The 19,752-nt window shown below is 59.3% G+C and carries 13 protein-coding genes; 6 read left to right on the top strand and 7 right to left on the bottom strand.

Annotated elements, in window-relative coordinates; all coding sequences use genetic code 11:
• Nucleotides 1-22: 22 nt before the first annotated feature.
• The gene (locus tag ACE3OH_RS02185) at nt 23-2,308 is read right to left on the bottom strand and encodes a catecholate siderophore receptor Fiu (protein ID WP_374347799.1); all 2,286 of its coding nucleotides are present in this window, start codon (nt 2,306-2,308) and stop codon (nt 23-25) included.
• 303 nt (nt 2,309-2,611) lie between these two features.
• On the opposite strand from ACE3OH_RS02185, the gene ACE3OH_RS02180 reads away from it, so the two are divergent.
• The 5 genes from ACE3OH_RS02180 (at nt 2,612) to ACE3OH_RS02160 (ending at nt 10,671) form a co-directional block, all read left to right on the top strand.
• A complete protein-coding gene (locus ACE3OH_RS02180) occupies nt 2,612-4,816 on the top strand; it encodes a bifunctional (p)ppGpp synthetase/guanosine-3',5'-bis(diphosphate) 3'-pyrophosphohydrolase (RefSeq protein ID WP_374347797.1) in 2,205 nt (734 codons plus the stop codon).
• 174 nt (nt 4,817-4,990) lie between these two features.
• Nucleotides 4,991-5,332 carry a hypothetical protein gene (locus tag ACE3OH_RS02175; protein WP_374347794.1) on the top strand — a complete coding sequence of 114 codons (342 nt, stop codon included), beginning with the start codon at nt 4,991-4,993 and terminating at the stop codon, nt 5,330-5,332.
• A 258-nt stretch (nt 5,333-5,590) separates the two neighbouring features.
• Nucleotides 5,591-6,184, top strand: a complete 594-nt coding sequence (locus ACE3OH_RS02170) for a hypothetical protein (protein ID WP_374347792.1) — start codon at nt 5,591-5,593, stop codon at nt 6,182-6,184.
• Nucleotides 6,185-6,582: 398 nt separating this feature from the next.
• Nucleotides 6,583-8,991, top strand: a complete 2,409-nt coding sequence (locus ACE3OH_RS02165; RefSeq protein WP_374347790.1) for a hypothetical protein — start codon at nt 6,583-6,585, stop codon at nt 8,989-8,991.
• Between the two features lie 81 nt (nt 8,992-9,072).
• On the top strand, nt 9,073-10,671 hold the full coding sequence (locus ACE3OH_RS02160; RefSeq protein WP_374347788.1) for an RCC1 domain-containing protein: 1,599 nt from the start codon (nt 9,073-9,075) through the stop codon (nt 10,669-10,671).
• Between the two features lie 75 nt (nt 10,672-10,746).
• Here ACE3OH_RS02160 and ACE3OH_RS02155 read toward each other — a convergent pair whose 3' ends face one another.
• Nucleotides 10,747-11,376 carry a ParA family protein gene (locus ACE3OH_RS02155; protein ID WP_374347786.1) on the bottom strand — a complete coding sequence of 210 codons (630 nt, stop codon included), beginning with the start codon at nt 11,374-11,376 and terminating at the stop codon, nt 10,747-10,749.
• A gap of 70 nt (nt 11,377-11,446) precedes the next feature.
• Here ACE3OH_RS02155 and ACE3OH_RS02150 point away from each other — a divergent pair, with 70 nt between their 5' ends.
• Entirely contained in the window at nt 11,447-11,764 is a 318-nt protein-coding gene (locus ACE3OH_RS02150; RefSeq protein ID WP_374347783.1) for a hypothetical protein, read from the top strand.
• Between the two features lie 210 nt (nt 11,765-11,974).
• On the opposite strand, the gene ACE3OH_RS02145 is transcribed toward ACE3OH_RS02150, so the two are convergent.
• The 5 genes from ACE3OH_RS02145 to pstS all read right to left on the bottom strand — a co-directional run bounded on the left by ACE3OH_RS02145 (nt 11,975) and on the right by pstS (nt 19,471).
• Nucleotides 11,975-12,685 (bottom strand): phosphate uptake regulator PhoU, encoded by a 711-nt coding sequence (locus ACE3OH_RS02145; protein WP_374347781.1) that lies wholly within the window; start codon nt 12,683-12,685, stop codon nt 11,975-11,977.
• Nucleotides 12,686-12,743: 58 nt separating this feature from the next.
• Nucleotides 12,744-14,270, bottom strand: a complete 1,527-nt coding sequence (locus tag ACE3OH_RS02140) for an RCC1 domain-containing protein (RefSeq protein ID WP_374347779.1) — start codon at nt 14,268-14,270, stop codon at nt 12,744-12,746.
• Nucleotides 14,271-14,560: 290 nt separating this feature from the next.
• Nucleotides 14,561-16,975 carry a hypothetical protein gene (locus ACE3OH_RS02135; RefSeq protein ID WP_374347777.1) on the bottom strand — a complete coding sequence of 805 codons (2,415 nt, stop codon included), beginning with the start codon at nt 16,973-16,975 and terminating at the stop codon, nt 14,561-14,563.
• A gap of 406 nt (nt 16,976-17,381) precedes the next feature.
• Nucleotides 17,382-18,224 carry a carboxylating nicotinate-nucleotide diphosphorylase gene (gene nadC, locus ACE3OH_RS02130; RefSeq protein WP_374347827.1) on the bottom strand — a complete coding sequence of 281 codons (843 nt, stop codon included), beginning with the start codon at nt 18,222-18,224 and terminating at the stop codon, nt 17,382-17,384.
• 215 nt (nt 18,225-18,439) lie between these two features.
• Nucleotides 18,440-19,471: a phosphate ABC transporter substrate-binding protein PstS gene (pstS, locus tag ACE3OH_RS02125; protein ID WP_374347774.1), complete on the bottom strand. Its 1,032-nt coding sequence runs from the start codon at nt 19,469-19,471 to the stop codon at nt 18,440-18,442.
• Between the last annotated feature and the right edge of the window lie 281 nt (nt 19,472-19,752).

Here is a 19,752-nt window from a genome sequence, read left to right as displayed (position 1 = left end):
GGCCGCTCGTTGGATTGAAGGATCAATAGTACAGATTGGCAGTCAGCTGGGCCGAGCGCGGTGCGCCGGGCTGGTAGCGGTAGCCGCTCTTGTTGATGGCGGCAACATAGGACTTGTCGGCCAGGTTGTAGATATTAAGCTGCACCGTGGCATGCTTGCTTACCTCGTAAGCGGCCATCGCATCGGCAACCCAGTAGCCGTCGGTGTACTTGGGTGTACCGATCGCACCATCGCTGCCGCGCTGCAGCTTGCCGACATAACGGGCGCCACCGCCCACCGTGAGGCCCGGCAGGGGCTGATAGGTAGTCCATGTGGTAAAGGCATGGCGCGGCGTGTAATTGAGACCGCTACTGCCGGCATCTGCCCCGACCGGTTTGCCGGACAGCAGCTTGGTATCGGTCAGCGCATAGCCGGCATTGATGGACCAATCACGGCTCAGCGCACCGGACACCGCCAGCTCCAGCCCCTGCACCCGCTTCTTGCCGGTCTGGTAGTAGCGGGTGGCATCGGTCGGGTCCTGCTCCACCTCATTGCTGATATTGGTGCGATACAGTGCGGCATTGAGCGACAAGCGCTTGTCGAGCAGCTCCCACTTGCTACCCAGCTCATAGGTCTGCGCTTTTTGCGGCTGATAGATCGGGTTGGCGGCGCTATTTAGTGCGGTGCTCAGAGTCAGGTTAGCGCCACCCGGTGGTTGCAGCGAGGTAGCCAGATCTACATACACGCTGCCATTGGCGGCCGGCTTGAATACGGCACCGAGCTTCCAGCTTTTCAGATTGTCCGATGCACTGAGCGCAAGCGGCACCAGGGTGTTTACCGGCAAGCCCGGGTGGCTGCTCAGGGTGGACTTGGCGACACCGGCAAGATCAGTCTGGTAGTGATCAAGTCGCAGGCCGGCATTGAGCAGCCAGGCCTCGCTCAAGGTCAGGGTATCGAACAGATAGGCTGCCTGGGTATTGGTCACACCCTGGCTGTACACGCCATTGCGCACCGGCCGGTAGCCGCTGAGCGCCGCGTTTGCATCGGGCGCATACAGGCTGGTGGCCGCCACGGTGCCCAAGCCATCGTAGCCATAGCTGCGCTGCTTTTCGTGGATCAGCTCGATGCCGGCACTGAGCTGGTGCTTGATGGTGCCGGTCTTCACATCGGCCGTGATATTGGTCTGGTTGGCCAGGATCTGGTTGCGCTGATCCTTGGTCTGGCGCAGGGTGCGCGCCAATTGCCAGCCAGCCGGGTTGGCGGGCTGCGGGGTGGTCAGATTGGCCGCCGTCACGCTGAAGCCGGTGATCAGGTATTGCTGATCGGTCTGACCGAAGCGGCTGGTATTGCGCACCGTTACACCACGCGCCAGATCCAGCTCGAAGCGGGCGGTCAACATATCGGCATCAACCTGGTCGTAATCACTGGCCAGGCCATAAAGACGCTGCGAATCAACACGCGGCGCGGCCGAAATGAATGATCGGGCCGGGTCCGGGCTGGTGTAGCCGGGCAGGCCGACGGTGGGCACGCCACCTTCCGGCACATTGTCCTGTTTCACATGCAAGTAGGAGAGGTAAACGCGGCTTGGGCCACCCAGGCCGAATGCGAGGCTAGGTGCAATGGCCCAGCGATCATTGTGTACCTGCTCGCGCCCCGGCACGCCGCTGTCCTGCTTCACCAGATTCAGGCGGAATGCTGCGCTATCCATCGCAGGCAAACGGGTATTCCAGTCGGCGCTCACCCGGCGCTGCCGGTCGGTGCCCAGCATCAGCGAGGCCGATAGCGCATCGTCCAGCTTGGCGGTCTTCGACACCAGATTGATATAGCCGGTGGGCGAGCCACGGCCGTTGTCGCTGCCCGACGGCCCCTTCACCACTTCCACCTGCTCGATATTGAAGGTGTCGCGCGAGATGGCGCCCAGATCGCGCACACCATCGACAAAAATGCTGCTCGAGCTATCAAAGCCGCGCATATACACGCTATCGCCGGTATTGGTGCTGCCGTTCTCGCCCAGCATAAAGGTACTGACGCCGGGGCTGTTACGCAGCGCCTCGGTCAGCGTGGTGGCGCCTTGCTCGCGGATCAAAGCCTCTTTGATCACCGTGATGGTCTGGGTGGTATTGACCAAGGGCTGGACAAACTTGGGGGAGCTGACTTTGTCGGCCAGATAGGCCGGTGCCTCGGCATCGCCCTGCACCTTCACGGTTGGCAGTGCTGCGGGAGCCTCCGCCGCCATGGCGGCCGGCATACTCAGCACCATGGCTGAGAGCAGCAGTGGATACGCGGGGGTGTTGTTGCGGCTGTGTTTCTTGCCGGTAATGAATGCCATGAGCCTTGATCCTTGCTTCGAGCTGTGTTGCGCGCCAAACCGCATTGCCTGCGATCCGGCAAAAAAAGCCGGCCCGCGAGGGGCCGGAAACCGTACTGGGTTGATCAGCGCCATGCCGCAACATGGCCGCCTTGATTCGCCTGCCGGTCGGACCCGCGCTTCCCGACGCAACCACCGAGACCGGCAGCGAATGGATGCATTCTATTTGATAACGATTCGCACTTGCAAGTAATTCTCATTTGAATCATTACAGGCAAGTCGGCCCTGGCTTGGCGCTAACGCGCCGCATGGCATAATTGCGCCATGGTCGCTCCCACCCGCCCCCTTGCTGTTTCCATTGCCGATGCTGCCAATCCCAAGACCTGGCTGGCCCGCCTGAACGACCGATTCAACCCGGAAGAGCTGGGGCAGATTGCCCTCGCAATGGAATGGGCCAATGCCCTGTATGCCGGCAAGCTGCTGGCACGCATCAACGAGCCGGTGTTCACCCACGCCGTGGCGGCGGCCAGCATCGTCGCCGATCTGCGCCTCAGCGCCGAGGCGGTGATCGCCACCTTGCTATTCTGCGCGCCCGATTACCTGCCTGATGCCAGCGAACAGATATCCGCCCGTTTCGGCCCGGCCGTGGCCAAGCTGGTGGAAGGCGTCGGCAAGGTGCGCAAGATGTCGGCACTGGCGCGGGTCGAGGCCGGCCGCCATGACGATGCCGAGCGGCAGATCGAAACCGTACGCAAGATGCTGCTGGCCATGGTGGAAGATATCCGCGTGGTGCTGATCAAGCTGGCCTGGCGCACCCAGACCATGCATTACCTGGCCAAGTGCGACGAGGCGGTACGCCTGCCGATTGCCCGCGAAACCCTGGATCTGTTTGCGCCGCTGGCCAACCGCCTGGGCGTGTGGCAGATCAAATGGGAGCTGGAAGACCTCGCGTTTCGCTTCCAGGAGCCGGCGCTATACAAGAAGATCGCCACCCTGCTCGACGAAAAGCGCATCGACCGCGAGAACTTTATCGCCGAGTCGCTGGAATTGCTGCGCGGCGAATTGCTCAAGCAAGGCATCAAGGCCGATCTGATGGGCCGGCCCAAGCATATCTACAGCATCTACAAGAAGATGCAGCAAAAGCGGCTGGATTTCACCAAGCTGTACGATATCCGCGCCATCCGGGTGCTGGTGGATACGGTACCCGAGTGCTACACCGCGCTGGGCGTGGTGCACAATCTGTGGCAGCCGATCCCGGGCGAATTCGACGACTACATCAGCCACCCCAAGGGCAATTTCTACCGCAGCCTGCACACCGTGGTGGTGGGCCCGCATGACAAGGCGCTGGAAATCCAGATCCGCACCTTCGAGATGCATGAACATGCCGAATACGGCGTGGCGGCGCACTGGCGCTACAAGGAAGGCGGCTCGGGCGACAGCCGCTACGAGGAAAAAATCGCCTGGCTGCGCCAGCTGCTGGATTGGCGCGAGGATGTCAGTCAGCAAAGCGCGGTGGCCGATGCCTTCAAGGCCGAGGTGTTCGACGATACCGTTTATGCCCTGACGCCGGCCGGCCGGGTAATTGCCCTGCCCGAGGGCGCCACCCCGATCGACTTTGCCTACCATCTGCACACCGATCTGGGCCACCGCTGCCGCGGCGCCAAAGTGGACGGCCATATCGTCACCCTGGACACCCCGCTGAAAACCGGCCAGTGCGTGGAAATCACCGCAGCCAAGGAAGGCGGACCCAGCCTCGACTGGCTGCATTCCGGCTATCTGAAAAGCCATCGCGCCATTACCAAGGTGCGCCACTACATCCGCCAGCAGCATCTGGATGTCGCCATCGAGGCCGGTCGGGCGATACTCGACCGCGAAGTACACCGCGCCGGCACCCACCCCAGCCTTGACGATGTCGCCGAGCGCCTTGGTTACAAAAAGCTGGATGAGCTGCTGGCCGCGCTGGGCCAGAACGAAGTCAGCTCGCGCGAACTGGCCAGCGCCCTGGCGCCGGAGCCGGTTGCCGTGGCAGTCGAGCCCGGCGATATCGTCAAGCGCGCCAAGGCCGACACCCATGGCGAGGGCATCCTGATCGAGGGCGTCGACAAGCTGATGACCCTGCTGGCCAAATGCTGCAAACCGGTACCGCCCGATGCGGTGATGGGCTTTGTCACCCGAGGCCGCGGCATCAGCATCCACCGCAGTGACTGCACCACCCTCAGGCGCCTGAGCACCCAGGCACCCGAGCGCCTGATCACCGCCGACTGGGGCAATCTGGCCGCCCGCAAAGGCCAGGCCCATGTGTTTGCCGCCGATGTCGAAGTCACCGCCCAAGACCGCCCGAGCCTGTTGCGCGATATTTCCGAGCTATTCGCCCGCGACAAGATCAATGTCACCGCCGCCCAGACCCAGTCACGCAACCAGATCGCCCGCATGCGCTTCACCCTGGAAATCCGCGACGCCCAGGCACTGCGCCGGGTGATCGAGCATGTGCGCCAGGTTGGCGGGGTGATTGATGTGGTTCGGCGCTAGGAATCGCCGTTAGGCGTCTCACACATGGGCCCAGAAATACTTGTCTACCCCGCCGCATATCTTGGCGGCGCACTATTCTGCTATAGGCATCCGCGTACTACTAAGGCTCGGTAGCGAGGCCAAAAAATGATGGCCTCCCGGGTAACGGAATTACATCTCCACGTTAGGCCCAATGTGAAACGCGAACGGCTTTGGAACGTCCGAATTCTTCTGGCCATCTCGATTGTGGCGAGTTTTGCCGCTTCTATGTGGTTTAGCTATTTAGCGGGCTGCGCAGGTGATCTAAAAGGCGGCGCCTTAGGAGATCCACAACGCGCACTAGAAATTGAGAGCAATGCTGCCCTGCTTGGCTGGTTATCAGTCTTGCTCGCGGCCGGATTGTTCGGCTCACTTCCGCGTCTTCATATATCGCAAAGATTTGGAGCAGCGATCCTGTCGATCTGCGTTGGCCTTATTGCAATCACACTCCTCGGAATTGAGTTTGAAGGCAATGGCGTACGGGCATGCCTTTTATGAAAACTTTCAAGTGAGGCGAAAGGCTGACTGCCCCTGCAATCGAGAGGGATGTCGGCAGGCTGGCGCTTGCGGTTCCCTTCGCCTTCGACTCTAGACGCCCCTCGGCTCCGTGATCACCCTCGAATCGCAAACGCAGATTCTTGCAAGGCAGGAGCGGCGCCTTACGCTGATGCGAATCGGCGATTCGGGCGCCCCACCATCATCGTTCCTTAATACAAACCCGCTAGCATGCGCGCGAGCCAATTTCGGTGGACTGCCATGCTTGATTTCAATTTCGCCAAAACCAGCAAGGGCCGCGATGAGGTCGCCACCCGCGCGCATCGCCTCGGCATGCGCCACCGCCAAGCGCTGATCGTGCTCGATGGCGCCACGCCCGCCCGCAATCTGCTGAAAATCCTTGGCGATGAAGCCACCACCATCCGCATCGTCAATGAATTGCTGGCCGGTGAATTCATTGCCACCACCCATGATGCCGCACTCTCCAGCGGCACAGCGGGCAAGGCAATAGAGGCCGTAGAAAATGCCGCGCCAGCCCCCCCTGAATTCGAGCCAGTACAGCCGTCTGCTGCAGATCCGATCGACAGCCATCCATCATCGGCGTCCGAAGTGCTTGTAACGCCTAGCGGCGATCAGACCCGTCTGGAAGGCGTGCGCATCATCATGCTCAACACCACCGAGCAGTACCTCGGCCTGATGGGCGCCGACCTCGCCAAGCGCATCGCCGCCGCCCAGGACGCCGCCGCCCTGCGCGCCATGGTGCCGCGCTGGCATATGGCACTGCGCGAATCGCGCAAGGGGCGTGATTCGGCAGAACGTTATCTTGATAGCGTGATGGCCACACTGGGGCAGTAGGCGCCAATTCACGCTTCGTTTGCTGCGTACAAGATCGCGCCCGAGGTCTATCAGAGCAGTGCTTCCGGTGTCGGCATCGCAACCTTGCCTGCAACGACCCGCTCGCCTATTCGCGTTGTCGTCATCCTTCGCACAGGCCGTATCCACACATATCACGCTGGCCGTATTGCCCAAGCTTTGCGAAAATCGCGCCCCCGCCGATTGATCAATTCGGCGCACGCTGTGCGTCAACGCGCAGGCGATTTCGCAAGCCATTAGGAAAGTTCATGCTTACATCCCAAGCTCGACCCGGTCCCGCTGCATGCGCGGCAGGTCGATCATGCTCAGTACCATCCATATTCACCCTCACGATGGCCCCGCGCACCGTTGCTTCCTTGCGCTGTCTACTGGCCTTGTCCTTGCTGGCGTTCGCAATGTCGGCAGCAGCGGCTGAGTTCAATGCGACGATTGCTGCTGGTTATGGCCACAGCGTCGCAATTCGCGCCGACGGCAGTTTGTGGGCCTGGGGTGATAACACAAAAGGCCAACTTGGTGATGGCACAACTATCGAACGATCGATACCTGTTCAAATTGGCAGAAAATTTACTCAGGTCGCGGCGGGCTACGATCACACAGTCGCCATCAAGAACGATGGCAGCCTGCTGGCTTGGGGAAACAATGACGCTGGCCAGCTCGGGGATGGCAGTACTATCAGTCGCGATGTCCCATTCCAAGTCGGTGACAGCTACGTCCAAGTTTCCGCTGGACATAACCACACTGTTGCAATCAAAGCCGATGGCAGCTTGTGGGCATGGGGAGGAAACGACTACGGCCAGCTCGGCGATGGTAGCAAGACCAAAAGAACCAAGCCTGTACAGATTGGCAGTGACTATACCCAAGTTTCAGCAGGCGCTTATCACACCGTAGCAATCAAGGCTGACCGTAGTTTGTGGACCTGGGGACGAAACTATTCCGGTCAACTGGGCGACGGGAACGTTTCAAGTCGTTCGAATCCGAGGCAAATTGGAACTGACTATATCCAAGTAGCATCAGGCGACGAGCATACAGTCGCGATCAAATCCGATGGCAGCCTATGGGCATGGGGCAGTAACTATGACGGACAACTCGGCGATGGTAGTAAAAACGACCGTGCAATTCCTGTTCGGATTGGGAGTGATTTTGTTCGAGTAGCATCCGGGGCCAACTACACAGTTGCAGTAAAGGCCGATGGTAGCCTTTTCACTTGGGGAAAAAACGACAAAGGACAACTCGGCGATGGATGCGGGGGCGACCGTCTTGCGCCGGTGCGAATAGGTAGCAACTACAGTGAAATCGCAGCTGGCCGCGACCACACATTAGCGATTCAATTAGACGGAAGTATTTGGGCATGGGGTGATAACCGTTATGGCCAACTCGGTGATAACAAGGCCTTAGGATCTCTTATGCCAGTACTACTTGGCAATGGTTACACACAAGTTGCAACTGGCTACAACCAAATATTTGCACTGAAGACCGATGGCAGCCTTTGGTCTTTTCGGCGCTGCAATAGCTCCGAACAGCATGACAGTGGTATGCCAGAGCAAATCGGCAATGACTTCGTTTGGGTATCGGCTGGGCGTCAACACGTTGCGGGTATTAAAACCGACAGTAGTTTGTGGGCATGGGGTGATAACTCTAATGGCCAACTCGGCGATGGCAGTACCACCTACCACGCTAGACCAACAAGAATTGGCAGTGACTTCGCACATGTTGTAGCGAGCGAAAATCGCACATTTGCTATAAGAACTGACGGCAATCTATGGGCGTGGGGAGAAAATTGGTGGGGCGAACTAGGTGATGGAGGTTCCATAAACCGTTTTAGTCCAGTGCTGATTGGCAGTGGATTTACTCAGGTAGCTGCCGGAAAATTCCACGCTATCGCTATCAAGTCGGATGGCAGCACTTGGGCGTGGGGAGGCAATTGGAATGGCCAATTCGGCGATGGCAGCACCAGTAGCCAATCGCACCCAGTCCGAACAGGTAGCGGTTATTCCCGAATTGCAGCTGGACGTAATAGTTCTGCTGCCATAAAAACCGATGGTAGCTTATGGACATGGGGCGAAAATTGGGACGACCAACTTGGCGTTGGCACCATGTCATACAAAACAACTCCGGTAAGAATTGGTAGTGACTTTATTCAGGTAGCGACTGACCTTGACCACGCCGCCGCCATTAAAACCGATGGAAGTTTGTGGGCGTGGGGTAATAACTCTAACGGTCAGCTCGGCGATGGTAGTGCCACTAGCAGAATGAGACCCGTTCAGATTGGTAGCAGCTATGCCCAAGTCGCAGTCGACGGAAGTCAAACTTTCGCCATTAAAAATGACGGCAGCTTGTGGGCATGGGGATTGGGATACAGTACATTTGGCCTAGGATATCCGAGGCAATTTTTGCGATTGAGCCCAGGCCGGGTAATGTTTACCGGCCCCACTTCATTTATTGCCACGGCAAATGCAAGCGGGCCGCCCAGCAAACGAGTTCTGTCTGTAAGTCTTACTCCATCGAGTCCCGACCAGAGCAAGCAAGGCGCCGCATTTATCGCCGCCCAGGTCAACGGAAACACCTATCTGTACGGTCCTTCCGGCTGGGTCCAGTTCAATGCCGCAGCACCGCTTGCCTATCGCGACGGCTACCTGGCACCGGCTGATGCCACCGTGCTCAGCGGCGACCTGACGGCCTTCACCGGCGCACAAGTATTGGTCGGCTATGGCCTGGGCAATAGCGCCAGTGAAAGTTTTGCCGAGATGTTAAGCCAGAAGCGCTATCAGTCGGTCTACACCATTCGCTAGGTGATCTGAGGGCGCCTGGAATGCCAAGTCGCCCTCCGCCCCTTGCTAGCTGCAAGGGCTAAACTGCGGGCAGTTTCCTAGATGCAGCACATAACGTTTCTCGCCCCCCTGCCTATCCAGCAAGCGTCACAGCAACTCGCGACAACGCAAAAGAACGCCCAAAAAGGAGAAGGATGCAGTATGAATAGATACCAAGTACAGGCAAGTCGAGCCACAAACCACGCAGACCAACCAGGCCGAAAAACACCTGAATGTTCGCTATCGAATTGTGATATCGGGTGGAATCGTCAAACCGCGTGCAAATTGCTGATATCGGCACTATTGGCGAGCACCGTGCCAGCTGTTGCCGCGGTACCCAAAACGATTGCGGCTGGCGGCAGCCATAGCGCCACTATCAACGCCGATGGGAGCCTATGGGCATGGGGAGACAATAGCTACGGCCAACTTGGCGACGGTAGTACCGTCAATCGGCCTGCGCCGGTGCAAGTAGGCAGCGGCTATGCTCAGGTGGCGATGGGTTATGCCCACACGATCGCTATCAAAAGCGATGGCAGCCTGTGGAGCTGGGGAAACAATAACTACGCTCAGCTCGGGGATGGAAATACAGCCAGCCATTTAAAGCCGGTACAGATCGGCAGTGGCTTCGTGCAGATTGCCGGTGGGTATTACCACACGGCAGCGATCAAATCCGATACCAGTCTATGGACATGGGGTGACAACTCGGTCGGGCAACTTGGTGATGGCAGTTCAAATAGGCGCTTAGGCCCGGTGCAAATTGGCAGCGGCTACGTGCAAGTCACGGCCGGCCGCAGCCACACCGTCGCCATCAAGGACGATAGTAGCCTGTGGGCCTGGGGCGATAACAGCGTCGGCCAACTCGGCGACGGCTCAGCGTCCAAGCAGGTCAAGCCTGTACAAATCGGTGTCGGTTTTGCGCAAGTGGCTGCCGGTGCCGATCACACACTGGCCATCAAGGTCGACGGCAGCTTGTGGGCTTGGGGCAGTAACGCGTTCGGCCAGCTCGGCGATGGAACGACCATCACTCGCACTACGCCTGTACAGACCGGAAGCGGCTATGCCCAGGTGGCAGCCCATGAAGGCTACACAGTCGCGCTTAAGGCGGATGGCAGCCTATGGGCGTGGGGACTCAATAGCACCGGCCAGCTCGGCGACGGCACTACCACCAATCGATCCATGCCAGTACAGATCGGCAGTAACATTGCGCAGATAGCCGCCGGCAGAAATCATGCCGTCGCCAACAGCATTGCATACGACCCTTGGCCACGAGAACTGAGAACCTGGGGGAGCAACACCTTCGGCCAACTTGGTGATGGCAGCACCCTCCAGCGCCTGAGCCCCCGACTACAATCGCTGGCTATGAAATTGTACGTATCTCAGAGCGATGAGGGTAAATCGGGCGCCCTGTTTATTGCGGGGACATTTGACGATCGTGTGTATTTGTATGGCACATCCGGCTGGTTCCCCGTTGACACCACTGCGCCGCTGGCTTTTCGGGAAGGCAGTTTGGCATCCACCTACCTCACCCTCGCAATCGGCGATCTATCCACCCTAAAGGGTGCAAGGCTGTATATCGGTTACGGCCGTGGCAATAACGCCAAAGAGAGCTTTGCAGACATGCTGGACACCCGACGCTACAACCCGGTCTACACCATTCGCTAGGTGATCTGAGGGCGCCTTGAATGCCAAGTCGCCCTCGCCCCCAGCTAGCAGCAAGGGCCGAAGGCCTATCGAGGCTCAGCGCGGCTGATACAGCCAGCGCAGCACCGGTTGCCACTGGGCGCGGTCCTGTTCGGTTTGCGATTGCGGCAGATCGAACAGCGAGCGGCCCTCCTGGATGCAGCGCACATAGCGCTGGGTATCGCGAATGCAGCCAAGCAGGGGCAAGTCGAACTGGCCGACGAATTCGGCCAGCTGCTGTGCCGCCCGGGTGCGAAAGTCCACCCGCATGCCGACGACCGCAACCGTTACCCGCTCCTTGCGCATCGCCTTGGTTTCGGCCAGCTCTTCAAAGAAGTCGCGGCTGGCCAGTAAGTCGAAGGTGGACGGTGGCACCGGCACCAGCACATGTTCCGATTCGGCCAGCAATTGCTTGAGCCGCTTGCCATAAAGGCCGGCCGGCGAATCGATGATGGCCACATCGGCATCAGACGGCGGCGCGGCTGGCTCATCGTCGCCCACCTCCCAGTAACGCACGCGGGGCAACCGTTCGGGCCGCAGCTGTATCCAGCTCTGGCTGGAGCGCTGCCGGTCCACATCGCCCAGATACACCAGTTCATCTTTGTGGGCAAACCAGCTGGCCAGATGGGTTGCCAGTGTAGATTTGCCGCTACCGCCCTTGGGGTTTGCCACCAAAATTCTGCGCATTGCGTATGAGTCGATTTACACTTATTGGTATAAATCGTTTATATCGTTTAACACCGCCAAGGGCAAGCCCATGCCAAACAGCAAAAAACGCGAAACCGCAGCAAGTTCGCATGACGATGAAACAGACACGCCAGCAGCAGCCGAGTCCAAGGCGGGCAAACGATCTGGCAGCAAGCCCTTGGTACGCGACAGTTTTACCTTTCCGCAAGCGGACTACGCGCTGTTTGGCCAATTGAAGCAGCGCGCCCTGCTGGCCGGACTGGAAGTAAAAAAGGGCGAATTGCTGCGCGCCGGGCTGCATGCGTTGGCCAATATGACTGATACCGACTTTGCCGAGGCCCTGGCCAAGCCGGAAAAGCTGAAAACCGGCCGACCGAGCAAGGCCTAGGCAGCCGGCCTTTACCATTTCGAGGAAGCGGCGTTAGCCGCGAAGAGGTGGAATGTCGCGGCTAAGTTCGCGCCAACCGTGTGAATTGCCTGCCGCGCCCAATAAGCAGACGGAAGACACGCTGCACAATGCAGGTTTCCAGATTAAGCGCGCCGGCTACGCAACCTTGACGCCACTTGGCGTAAGCGCCACAGCCAGCGCTCAACTCAGTCAGGCTTGCGCGGTATCAAACCGGCGGCGGATTTGCTCGATACCGGCATGGCGCAGATCATCGCCGCTGATCTCGTACCACACCGTCAGCGCCAGCTCGCCAAGCAGGGCTGCCAGGTCTGCCAGGGTTTGGGCGACCAGCAGCGCATCGAATAACGCTTCGGCCTTGCCGCCTGCCTCGGGCATGGCTTCGCACAGCGAACGTCGCACCGCAAGCAGGGCAGCCGGTATCGCCGACGTGCCAGCCAGCACCGGCAGCAGGTTTTCCCGGCTACGCGTATGCAGCAATTGCCGCGCCTGGGCCAGCAGCGCGGCCACTTCCGCGTATAGCGACATCAGGCCGGCCAGCGCCGGCACCTGCTTGCGACTGATCTTGTGAATACGGCCACCCGCCTCGGCAATCCGGCAGGCGCCATTGCCACACGCCTCCAGCAAAGCAGCAATCCGCCCCGCCGCCACGGCTTGACGCAAATCACCGGCATTGGGCTGATGCAGTGCGATGAACTGGGTGCATTCGCGGTCGAGCTGCAGCTGCAGCTCGTTCAATCTGGCCTCGTGTTTTTCCACAGCAAGACCGCGCTCCAGATAGCAACGCTCAAGCAGGACCATGGCGTCGGCAAGCTGCTCGGCGACAAGCGCCGCCATCGCCTGCTGGCGCTCGCGCAGGCTTTGCGCATCGGCGTCGATTTTTTTCAGGATATGGTCGGCCACTACGAGGTTTCCTTGATGATTGGTGCCGCCCCGGCCCAAGCAGGCCAAGCCCGCCCGACTAGTGAATGGTGTAGACCAGCTGAAAGCGCTTTTGGCGCAACATCTCGGCGAAGCTCTCGCTAGCGTCATTACCAAGGCCATAGCCGACCAGTAGCTGGGCACCGGTGAAAGCGGTCAGATCGCCGCTCAGCACGGTGAAATCAGCTGATCCCACATTGCCGTCACGATATGCGTGCGGTGATGCGGCATTGAACACTCCCCAGCCGGTAGCGCCGTACAAATAGGTATTGCCATTAAACAAGGCAGCAATAAATGCAGCTCCCCATCTTCCCTTGTCGTTGGTGGCTGAAATCAGACTCGCGATCACGGTTTGCTCGCTGAGCGGGCCGGTGGCCCTAGCTCCGGCGCTGAAAGGCAATGTGACCTGACCGGGGCTCCTACGCGTGACTGTCCCACCCGTCCCCAGTTCGCCCGAAGAATTAGATCCCCAAGCCCAAAGGCTGCCATCGGTTTTAACAGCGATTGTATAGCTGAGGCCAGCAGCCACCATGGCATAGTCGCTACCGACTCGAACCTGGCCTAAACGATAGTAGTCACTGCCGACGCCGAGTTGACCAGATGAGTTATCGCCCCATGCCCACATACTGCCATCGATTTTGACGGCGATCGTATGGCTTCCACCCGCCGCTACATTGACATAGCCAACACCGACCTGTACTGGCTTCAAACGGTTGTAGTAACCACCGTCAACTTGGCCATCGACGTTAAGTCCCCACGCCCAGAGGCTCCCATCGGTCTTAACAGCGACCGAATGTTTTTTACCGGTTGCTGCTTGAACGTAGCCACTACCAACTTGCACCGGTTTCAATCGGTCGACGACGCTGCCATCACCTAATTGTCCAGAAAAGTTATTGCCCCATGCCCACAGACTTCCATCGACCTTTACTGCAACTGTATGGTTAAAGCCGGTAGCTACCTGGGCAAAGCCAACACCGATCAGTTCCGGGCTTAATCGGCCGGTTGTGCTGCCATCGCCAAGCTGCCCAGACGAGTTATCGCCCCAAGCCCACAGACTTCCATCAGTTTTAATAGCAACCGTGTGATCGTTGCCCGCCGCTACATATGCATACCCAACGCCAATCTGTACAGGACTCACGCGGAAATCGGTGCTTCCATTGCCAAGTTGCCCCCTATCATTCTGCCCCCATGCCCACAAGGTGCCATCGGCTTTTACCGCGACCGTGTGGCCCCGTCCAGCGGCTACCTGGGAATAGCCACTGCCAATCTGTACAGGTGCCGATCGGGAAATCGTACCGTTACCAAGCTGGCCGAAATTATTCAACCCCCAAGTCAATAAACTACCGTCTGGTCGAATCATGGCGCCATGACCATCTCCCGCGGCAATCGTGGGCGTGAACGTAGTCGCAGCTGCGGGCAAGGCAAAAGAGAGCAAGGATAGCGCCAGTAGCCAGCGCAAGGCTGCTATGGTGCAGTGGGTAAAGTAGCAAGTGGATTCGGCCAATGCTGGGCCTGATCGACCTACCTCAGTGGTAGTGGGGCTGAGTCGAGCTTGAGATGTAAACATGAACTTTCCTGATGCGTTTCTTAGTCGCGTGCTGACGCACAGCGGGCGCCGAGCTAAACCTTGGCGCGGGCAGGGTTTTCGCAAAGCTTGAACATTACGGCCAGTGCCGTATGCGTTGCGGTGGTCTGGCTAACAGCCAGATGCAGCCTGAGTCGAATCGGTCGCCGTGGAAGGCGGCGCAAGGTTGGCGGCAATTAGCTATTCAGAGCCCATTCGCGTTCAGACCTGCCCTTCGCTTCCCCGGTTAGATTAGACGAGTGACTTGGCACTCAAGTCACCCTTCAGACAGCCTAGCGGATGGTGTAAACGGGCAGATAGCGCTTCTGGCTCAGCATCTCGGCAAAGCTCTCGCTGGCGCTATTGCCCAGGCCATAGCCGACCAGCAGCTGGGTGCCGGCAAATGCAGTCAGATCGCCGCTCAGCACGGTCACCTCAGCTTGGGTCAGACTGCCGTCGCGAAAGGCTTGCGGCGCGGTAGCGCTGTATAACCCCCAGCCGGCAGGGCCATAAAGATAGGCGCTGCCGTTGAACAGGGCGGCAATAAACGCGGCCCCCCGTTTGCTCTGGTCGGCGCTGGCAGGCGACAGGCTGACGGTCATGGTTTCGTGAGTAAACGGACTATTGGTGCGGGCTGAGGCGCTAAAAGGAAAGTTAACCTGACCAGGACTCAGACGTTGGAGCGTGCCGCCAACCCCCAGTTGCCCAGAATAGTTACTCCCCGACGCCCACAGGCTGCCATCGGTCTTTATAGTGACCGTGTGACTGTCTCCAGCCGCTACCTGCGCATAGTTGTTGTTACCGATCTGCACCGGAGGCATCCGTTTGATAGTGCGACCGTCTCCAAGCTGACCGGACCAATCACTTCCCCACGCCCATAGGCCACCATCAGTTTTAATAGCCACCGTGTGAAAAGAACCAGCCCTCACCTGGGCATATCCACTATCAGTCTGCACAGGCGCCGTTCGCTTGAGCTCTCTAACGTTGCCGAGTTGGCCCACTTCGTTGCTCCCCCAGGCCCATAAACTTCCATCAGCTTTAATGGCAACTGTGTGATTTTCGCCGGCAGCTACCTGGGTATAGCCACTACCGATCTGAATCGGCACCGTCCGGTCGATGGTACTGCCATCACCGAGCTGCCCAAAGTCGTTGAGTCCCCATACCCACAAGCTACCGTCTGTTTTGATGGCAACCGTATGACCATAGCCAGCAGCCACCTTGGCAAAGCCACTTCCAATCAGCACCGGGCGCTTGCGCTTGGCATTGCCACCGTCCCCAAGCTGGCCGTAGTAGTTATACCCCCAAGCCCACAGGGTACCATCGGTTTTGACGGCAACGGTATGGAAGCCACCTGCCGCTACCTGAGAATAGCCGCTACCAATCTGTACCGGCACCAAGCAATTCGAAGTGCCGCCATCGCCGAGCTGCCCATCCCCGTTCGATCCCCATGCCCATAGGCTGCCATCGACTTTTATTGCGACTGTGTGCTCATATCCGGCCGATACTTGAACAAAGCCGCCACCGATCTGAACCGGATTCGATCGATCAGTGGTGCTGCTGTCACCGAGTTGACCGGATGAGTTATCGCCCCATGCCCACAGGCTGCCATCAGTTTTAATGGCGACTGCGTGTGAATTTCCGGCCGATACCTGTACATAGCCACTACCGATTCGCACCGGCCTCGTCTGGCGCAAAATTCTGCCATCACCCAGCTGGCCGTCTCTGTTACCGCCCCAAGCCCACAGGCTGCCATCAACTTTCATCGCGACCGAGTGGAAGCCACCAGTCGCCACCTGAGAGTAGCCACTACCAATCTGAACTGGCGTCAAACGGTTGGTGCTGCCATCGCCGAGCCCCCACTCCCACAGGCTGCCATCGGTTTTGATAGCAACCGTATGGCCGACGCCAGCCACGACTTGGGCATAGCCGCTACCAATCTGGACTGCCATCAAGCGTTTGGCAGTGCTGCCATCGCCGAGTTGCCCATCGCCGTTAAGTCCCCATGCCCACAAGCTGCCATCGACTTTGATGGCGACTGTGTGGTTACTACCTGCCGCTATCGTTGCATATCCGCTACCGACCTGGACAGGCTTCAATCGCGTAGTGGAGCTGCCGTCGCCAAGTTGGCCGGATGAGTTGAGTCCCCATGCCCATAAGGTGCCATCGATTTTGATGGCGACTGTGTGGTTACTACCTGCCGCTATCGTTGCATATCCGCTACCGACCTGGACAGGCTTCAGTCGGGTGGTGGAGCTGCCGTCGCCAAGTTGGCCGGATGAGTTGAGTCCCCAAGCCCATAAGGTGCCATCGGTCTTGATAGCAACCGTATGGCCGGCGCCGGCCACGACTTGGGCGTAACCGCTGCCGATTTGCGCTGGCGTCCCTCGAGAGGTTGTGCTGCCATCGCCAAGTTGCCCAGCGTAGTTGCCTCCCCAGGCCCAAAGGCTGCCATCGATTTTGATGGCGACCGTGTAGTGATCCCCCGTCGCTACTTGAGCATAGCCACTACCAACCTGCAGGGGCTCCGACCTGTCAATTGTCGTGCCATCCCCAAGCTGGCCGTAGCTATTCAGGCCCCAAGTCCACAAACTGCCATCAGGCCGGATTACTGCACTATGGCCATAGCCGGCAGCAATCGTCGGCTTGAACGTGTCCGCCGCAGCCGGCACGGCGACGGCAAGCAGGGATAGCGCCAGCAGCCAGCGCAAGGCTGCTATGGTGCAGTGGGTAAAGTAGCGAGCGGATTCGGCCAATGCTGGGCCTGATCGACCTGCCTCAGTGGTAGTGGGGCTGAGTCGAGCTTGAGATGTAAACATGAACTTTCCTGATGCGTTTCGTAGTCGCTTGCGTGCGGACGCACTGCGCGTACCGAGCTGAAACTTGGCGGGGGCGGGGTTTTCGCAAAGCTTGAACATTACGGCCAGCGCCGCATACCTTGCGGTGGTCTGGCTGCTCGCAGGTTGCGTACCGGGTCGAATCAGTCGCCGTGGGATACGGCGCAAGGCTAGTCCCATACGCCACACCAAGTCCCAACTAGCCAATCGCAAGACTACTGCGACAGGGCCGACGTGGTGATCGCACTCGCTGCAATCACCACCCTTGCACAACCCGCCACTACATCACCAGCCGCATCGACAGATCAATCGCCTGCACATCCTTAGTCAGCTTGCCGATGGAGATGCGCTGCACGCCCGTCTCGGCGATGGCGCGCACGGTGGCGAGGTCGACGCCGCCGCTGGCCTCCAGCACGGCCTGCTCGCCCGCAAGGCGCACCGCTTCGCGCATATCGGCCAGGCTCATATTGTCGAGCAGGACCGAGCTTGCGCCGGCAGCCAGCGCCTCGGCCAACTCGGCGAGGTTTTCCACTTCGATCTGGATGGTGACATCCCTCGGTGCCAGGGCAAAGGCGGCCTGCAGGGCCGGGGTGATGCCACCGGCGGCGGCGATATGGTTTTCCTTGATCAGGATGCCGTCGTACAGGCCGATGCGCTGATTGTCGCCGCCACCGACCCGCACCGCATATTTCTGCGCCAGCCGCAGGCCCGGCAAGGTCTTGCGGGTATCGTGGATGCGGGCGCGGGTGCCGGCAACCGCAGCCACATAGCGCGCCGTTTCGGTGGCCACCGCTGACAAGAGCTGCAGAAAATTCAGGGCGCTGCGCTCGGCTGTCAGCAAGGCGCGGGCCGGGCCGACGACTTTGCACAGCACGGTGCCGGCCTCTACCCGATCACCTTCGGCAACCTGCCAGTCCACCGTCGCGCTGGCGTCGACCTGGCGCAGGCACTCGTTGAACCAGGCCTGGCCGCATACGATGGCCGATTCGCGCGCGATCACGGTAGCCTCGCCCTGGCGGGCGGCTGGCACCAGCATGGCAGTCCAGTCGGCACGGCCGATGTCCTCGGCCAAGGTATTGGCAACCTGTTGGGCGATCAGATGGGCAAAAGGCAAGGCAATCATGGCGGCGGCGTTTCGGGTCACGAAAAGGTGCGCATTGTACCGTGCCATGGAAAAAACGCCGGCGATTGCTCGCCGGCGCAGGAAGGCAAAGTACGAATAGGGAGAAGTAGCTTTGCAGGGGGCAATCTAACGTCGCCGCCATGGCCGCGCATGCCTCGTGTGACGAATTACCGTCTGCGCGGCATCAGCAACCGTTTTGCGCGACGAAAGCGGCTTTACAGCTTGAAGCCATATTGCTGGCTCCACGCCTTGCGCACTGCCACTTTCAGGGTTTCGGTCAGCGGCACATAGCCAAGCTCCTTGGCCACCGCATCGCCATTTTTCAGGCCCCAGACCAGGAAGCTGAGCACCTTGTTGATATCTTTTTCCTTGCGTGGCAGCAGCACGAAAGTCGCCGTAGCAAGTGGCCAGCCGCCGTAGGTGTCGTTATTGGCCAGCACCAGATAAAAATCGGCATCGTCGCTGTAGATCGAGCGCTCGGCCTCATATTTCACCGCAGCCTGGATCGACTCGTTGTTGACCTTCATGAACACGCCGACCCGATTGGGCAGCTGGCTGATATTGAGCTTGTCCTTGATCGCCCGGCCGTAGTCGACATAGCCGATGGCGCCGACATTCGCCTTTACCGCATCTACCACCCCGCCGGTGCCCTTGGCGGCGAGACCAGTCACACCACGCAGCTCCTTGGCTATGCCAGGCCCGCTCTTCCAGGCCGGCGATTGCGAGGCAAGGTAGTAGCTGAACACAAAGGTTGAGCCCGAACCGTCGGCGCGATATACCGGCTTGATCGGCACATCGAGCGCCTTCTTGGGCAGGCCATCGTTCAGATTGAGAATATCGGCCTCGTTCCAGCGCTTGATCTTGCCAAGGTAGATTTTCGCCAGTACGTCGGCATTGAGCTTGAGCTCGCCCGCCGGTATGCCGGGCAGATTGACCACCGGCACGATGGCACCCATGGCCACCGGAAACTGGCGCAGGCCTTTTTCTTCCAGTTCGCTACGCTTGAGCGGCTCGTCCGATGCGCCAAAATCCACCTTCTTGGCCAGGATGCGATTGAGGCCCTCGCCAGAGCCAACGCCTTCATAGGCAATCGGGCCCTTGGCAGCATCCTGCGCCGCATACATCTCGCCCCAGCGCTTGTAGAGCGGCTCGGCAAAGGTAGAGCCGGCGCCACTAAGCCCGGCTGCCGAAGCCAGTGCGCTAGTCGCGCCGACCAGCGCAACGGCCATCAAAGTTTGCAGTTTCATGGAACGGTACTCCAATAGATCACCCGCCTATTACCTTAGCTGCTCGATGCGATAACGCCGCGCAACATTTGGCAAACAGGAAAATCTCGATATGAATGGTATGGAAATCAAACCCTTGCCATGCGAGACAGCAAAGGCAGCTGCGGAGTGCTTTTTTTGAATGGCTCAGGCAAACAGCACTGCCGCGATCACGCGGCGGTCTTCCGCCACCAGGATATTGAAGGTACGGCACAGGGCCGATACATCCATGGCGTCCATGCCGACATGGGCCGCCATCAGGG

The organism is Chitinimonas sp., from assembly GCF_041904975.1.
In the GTDB taxonomy this organism is placed as follows: Bacteria; Pseudomonadota; Gammaproteobacteria; order Burkholderiales; family Chitinimonadaceae; genus Chitinimonas.
Note: the sequence above shows the minus strand (reverse complement) of the source record. Positions and strands in the feature narration are given on the sequence as shown.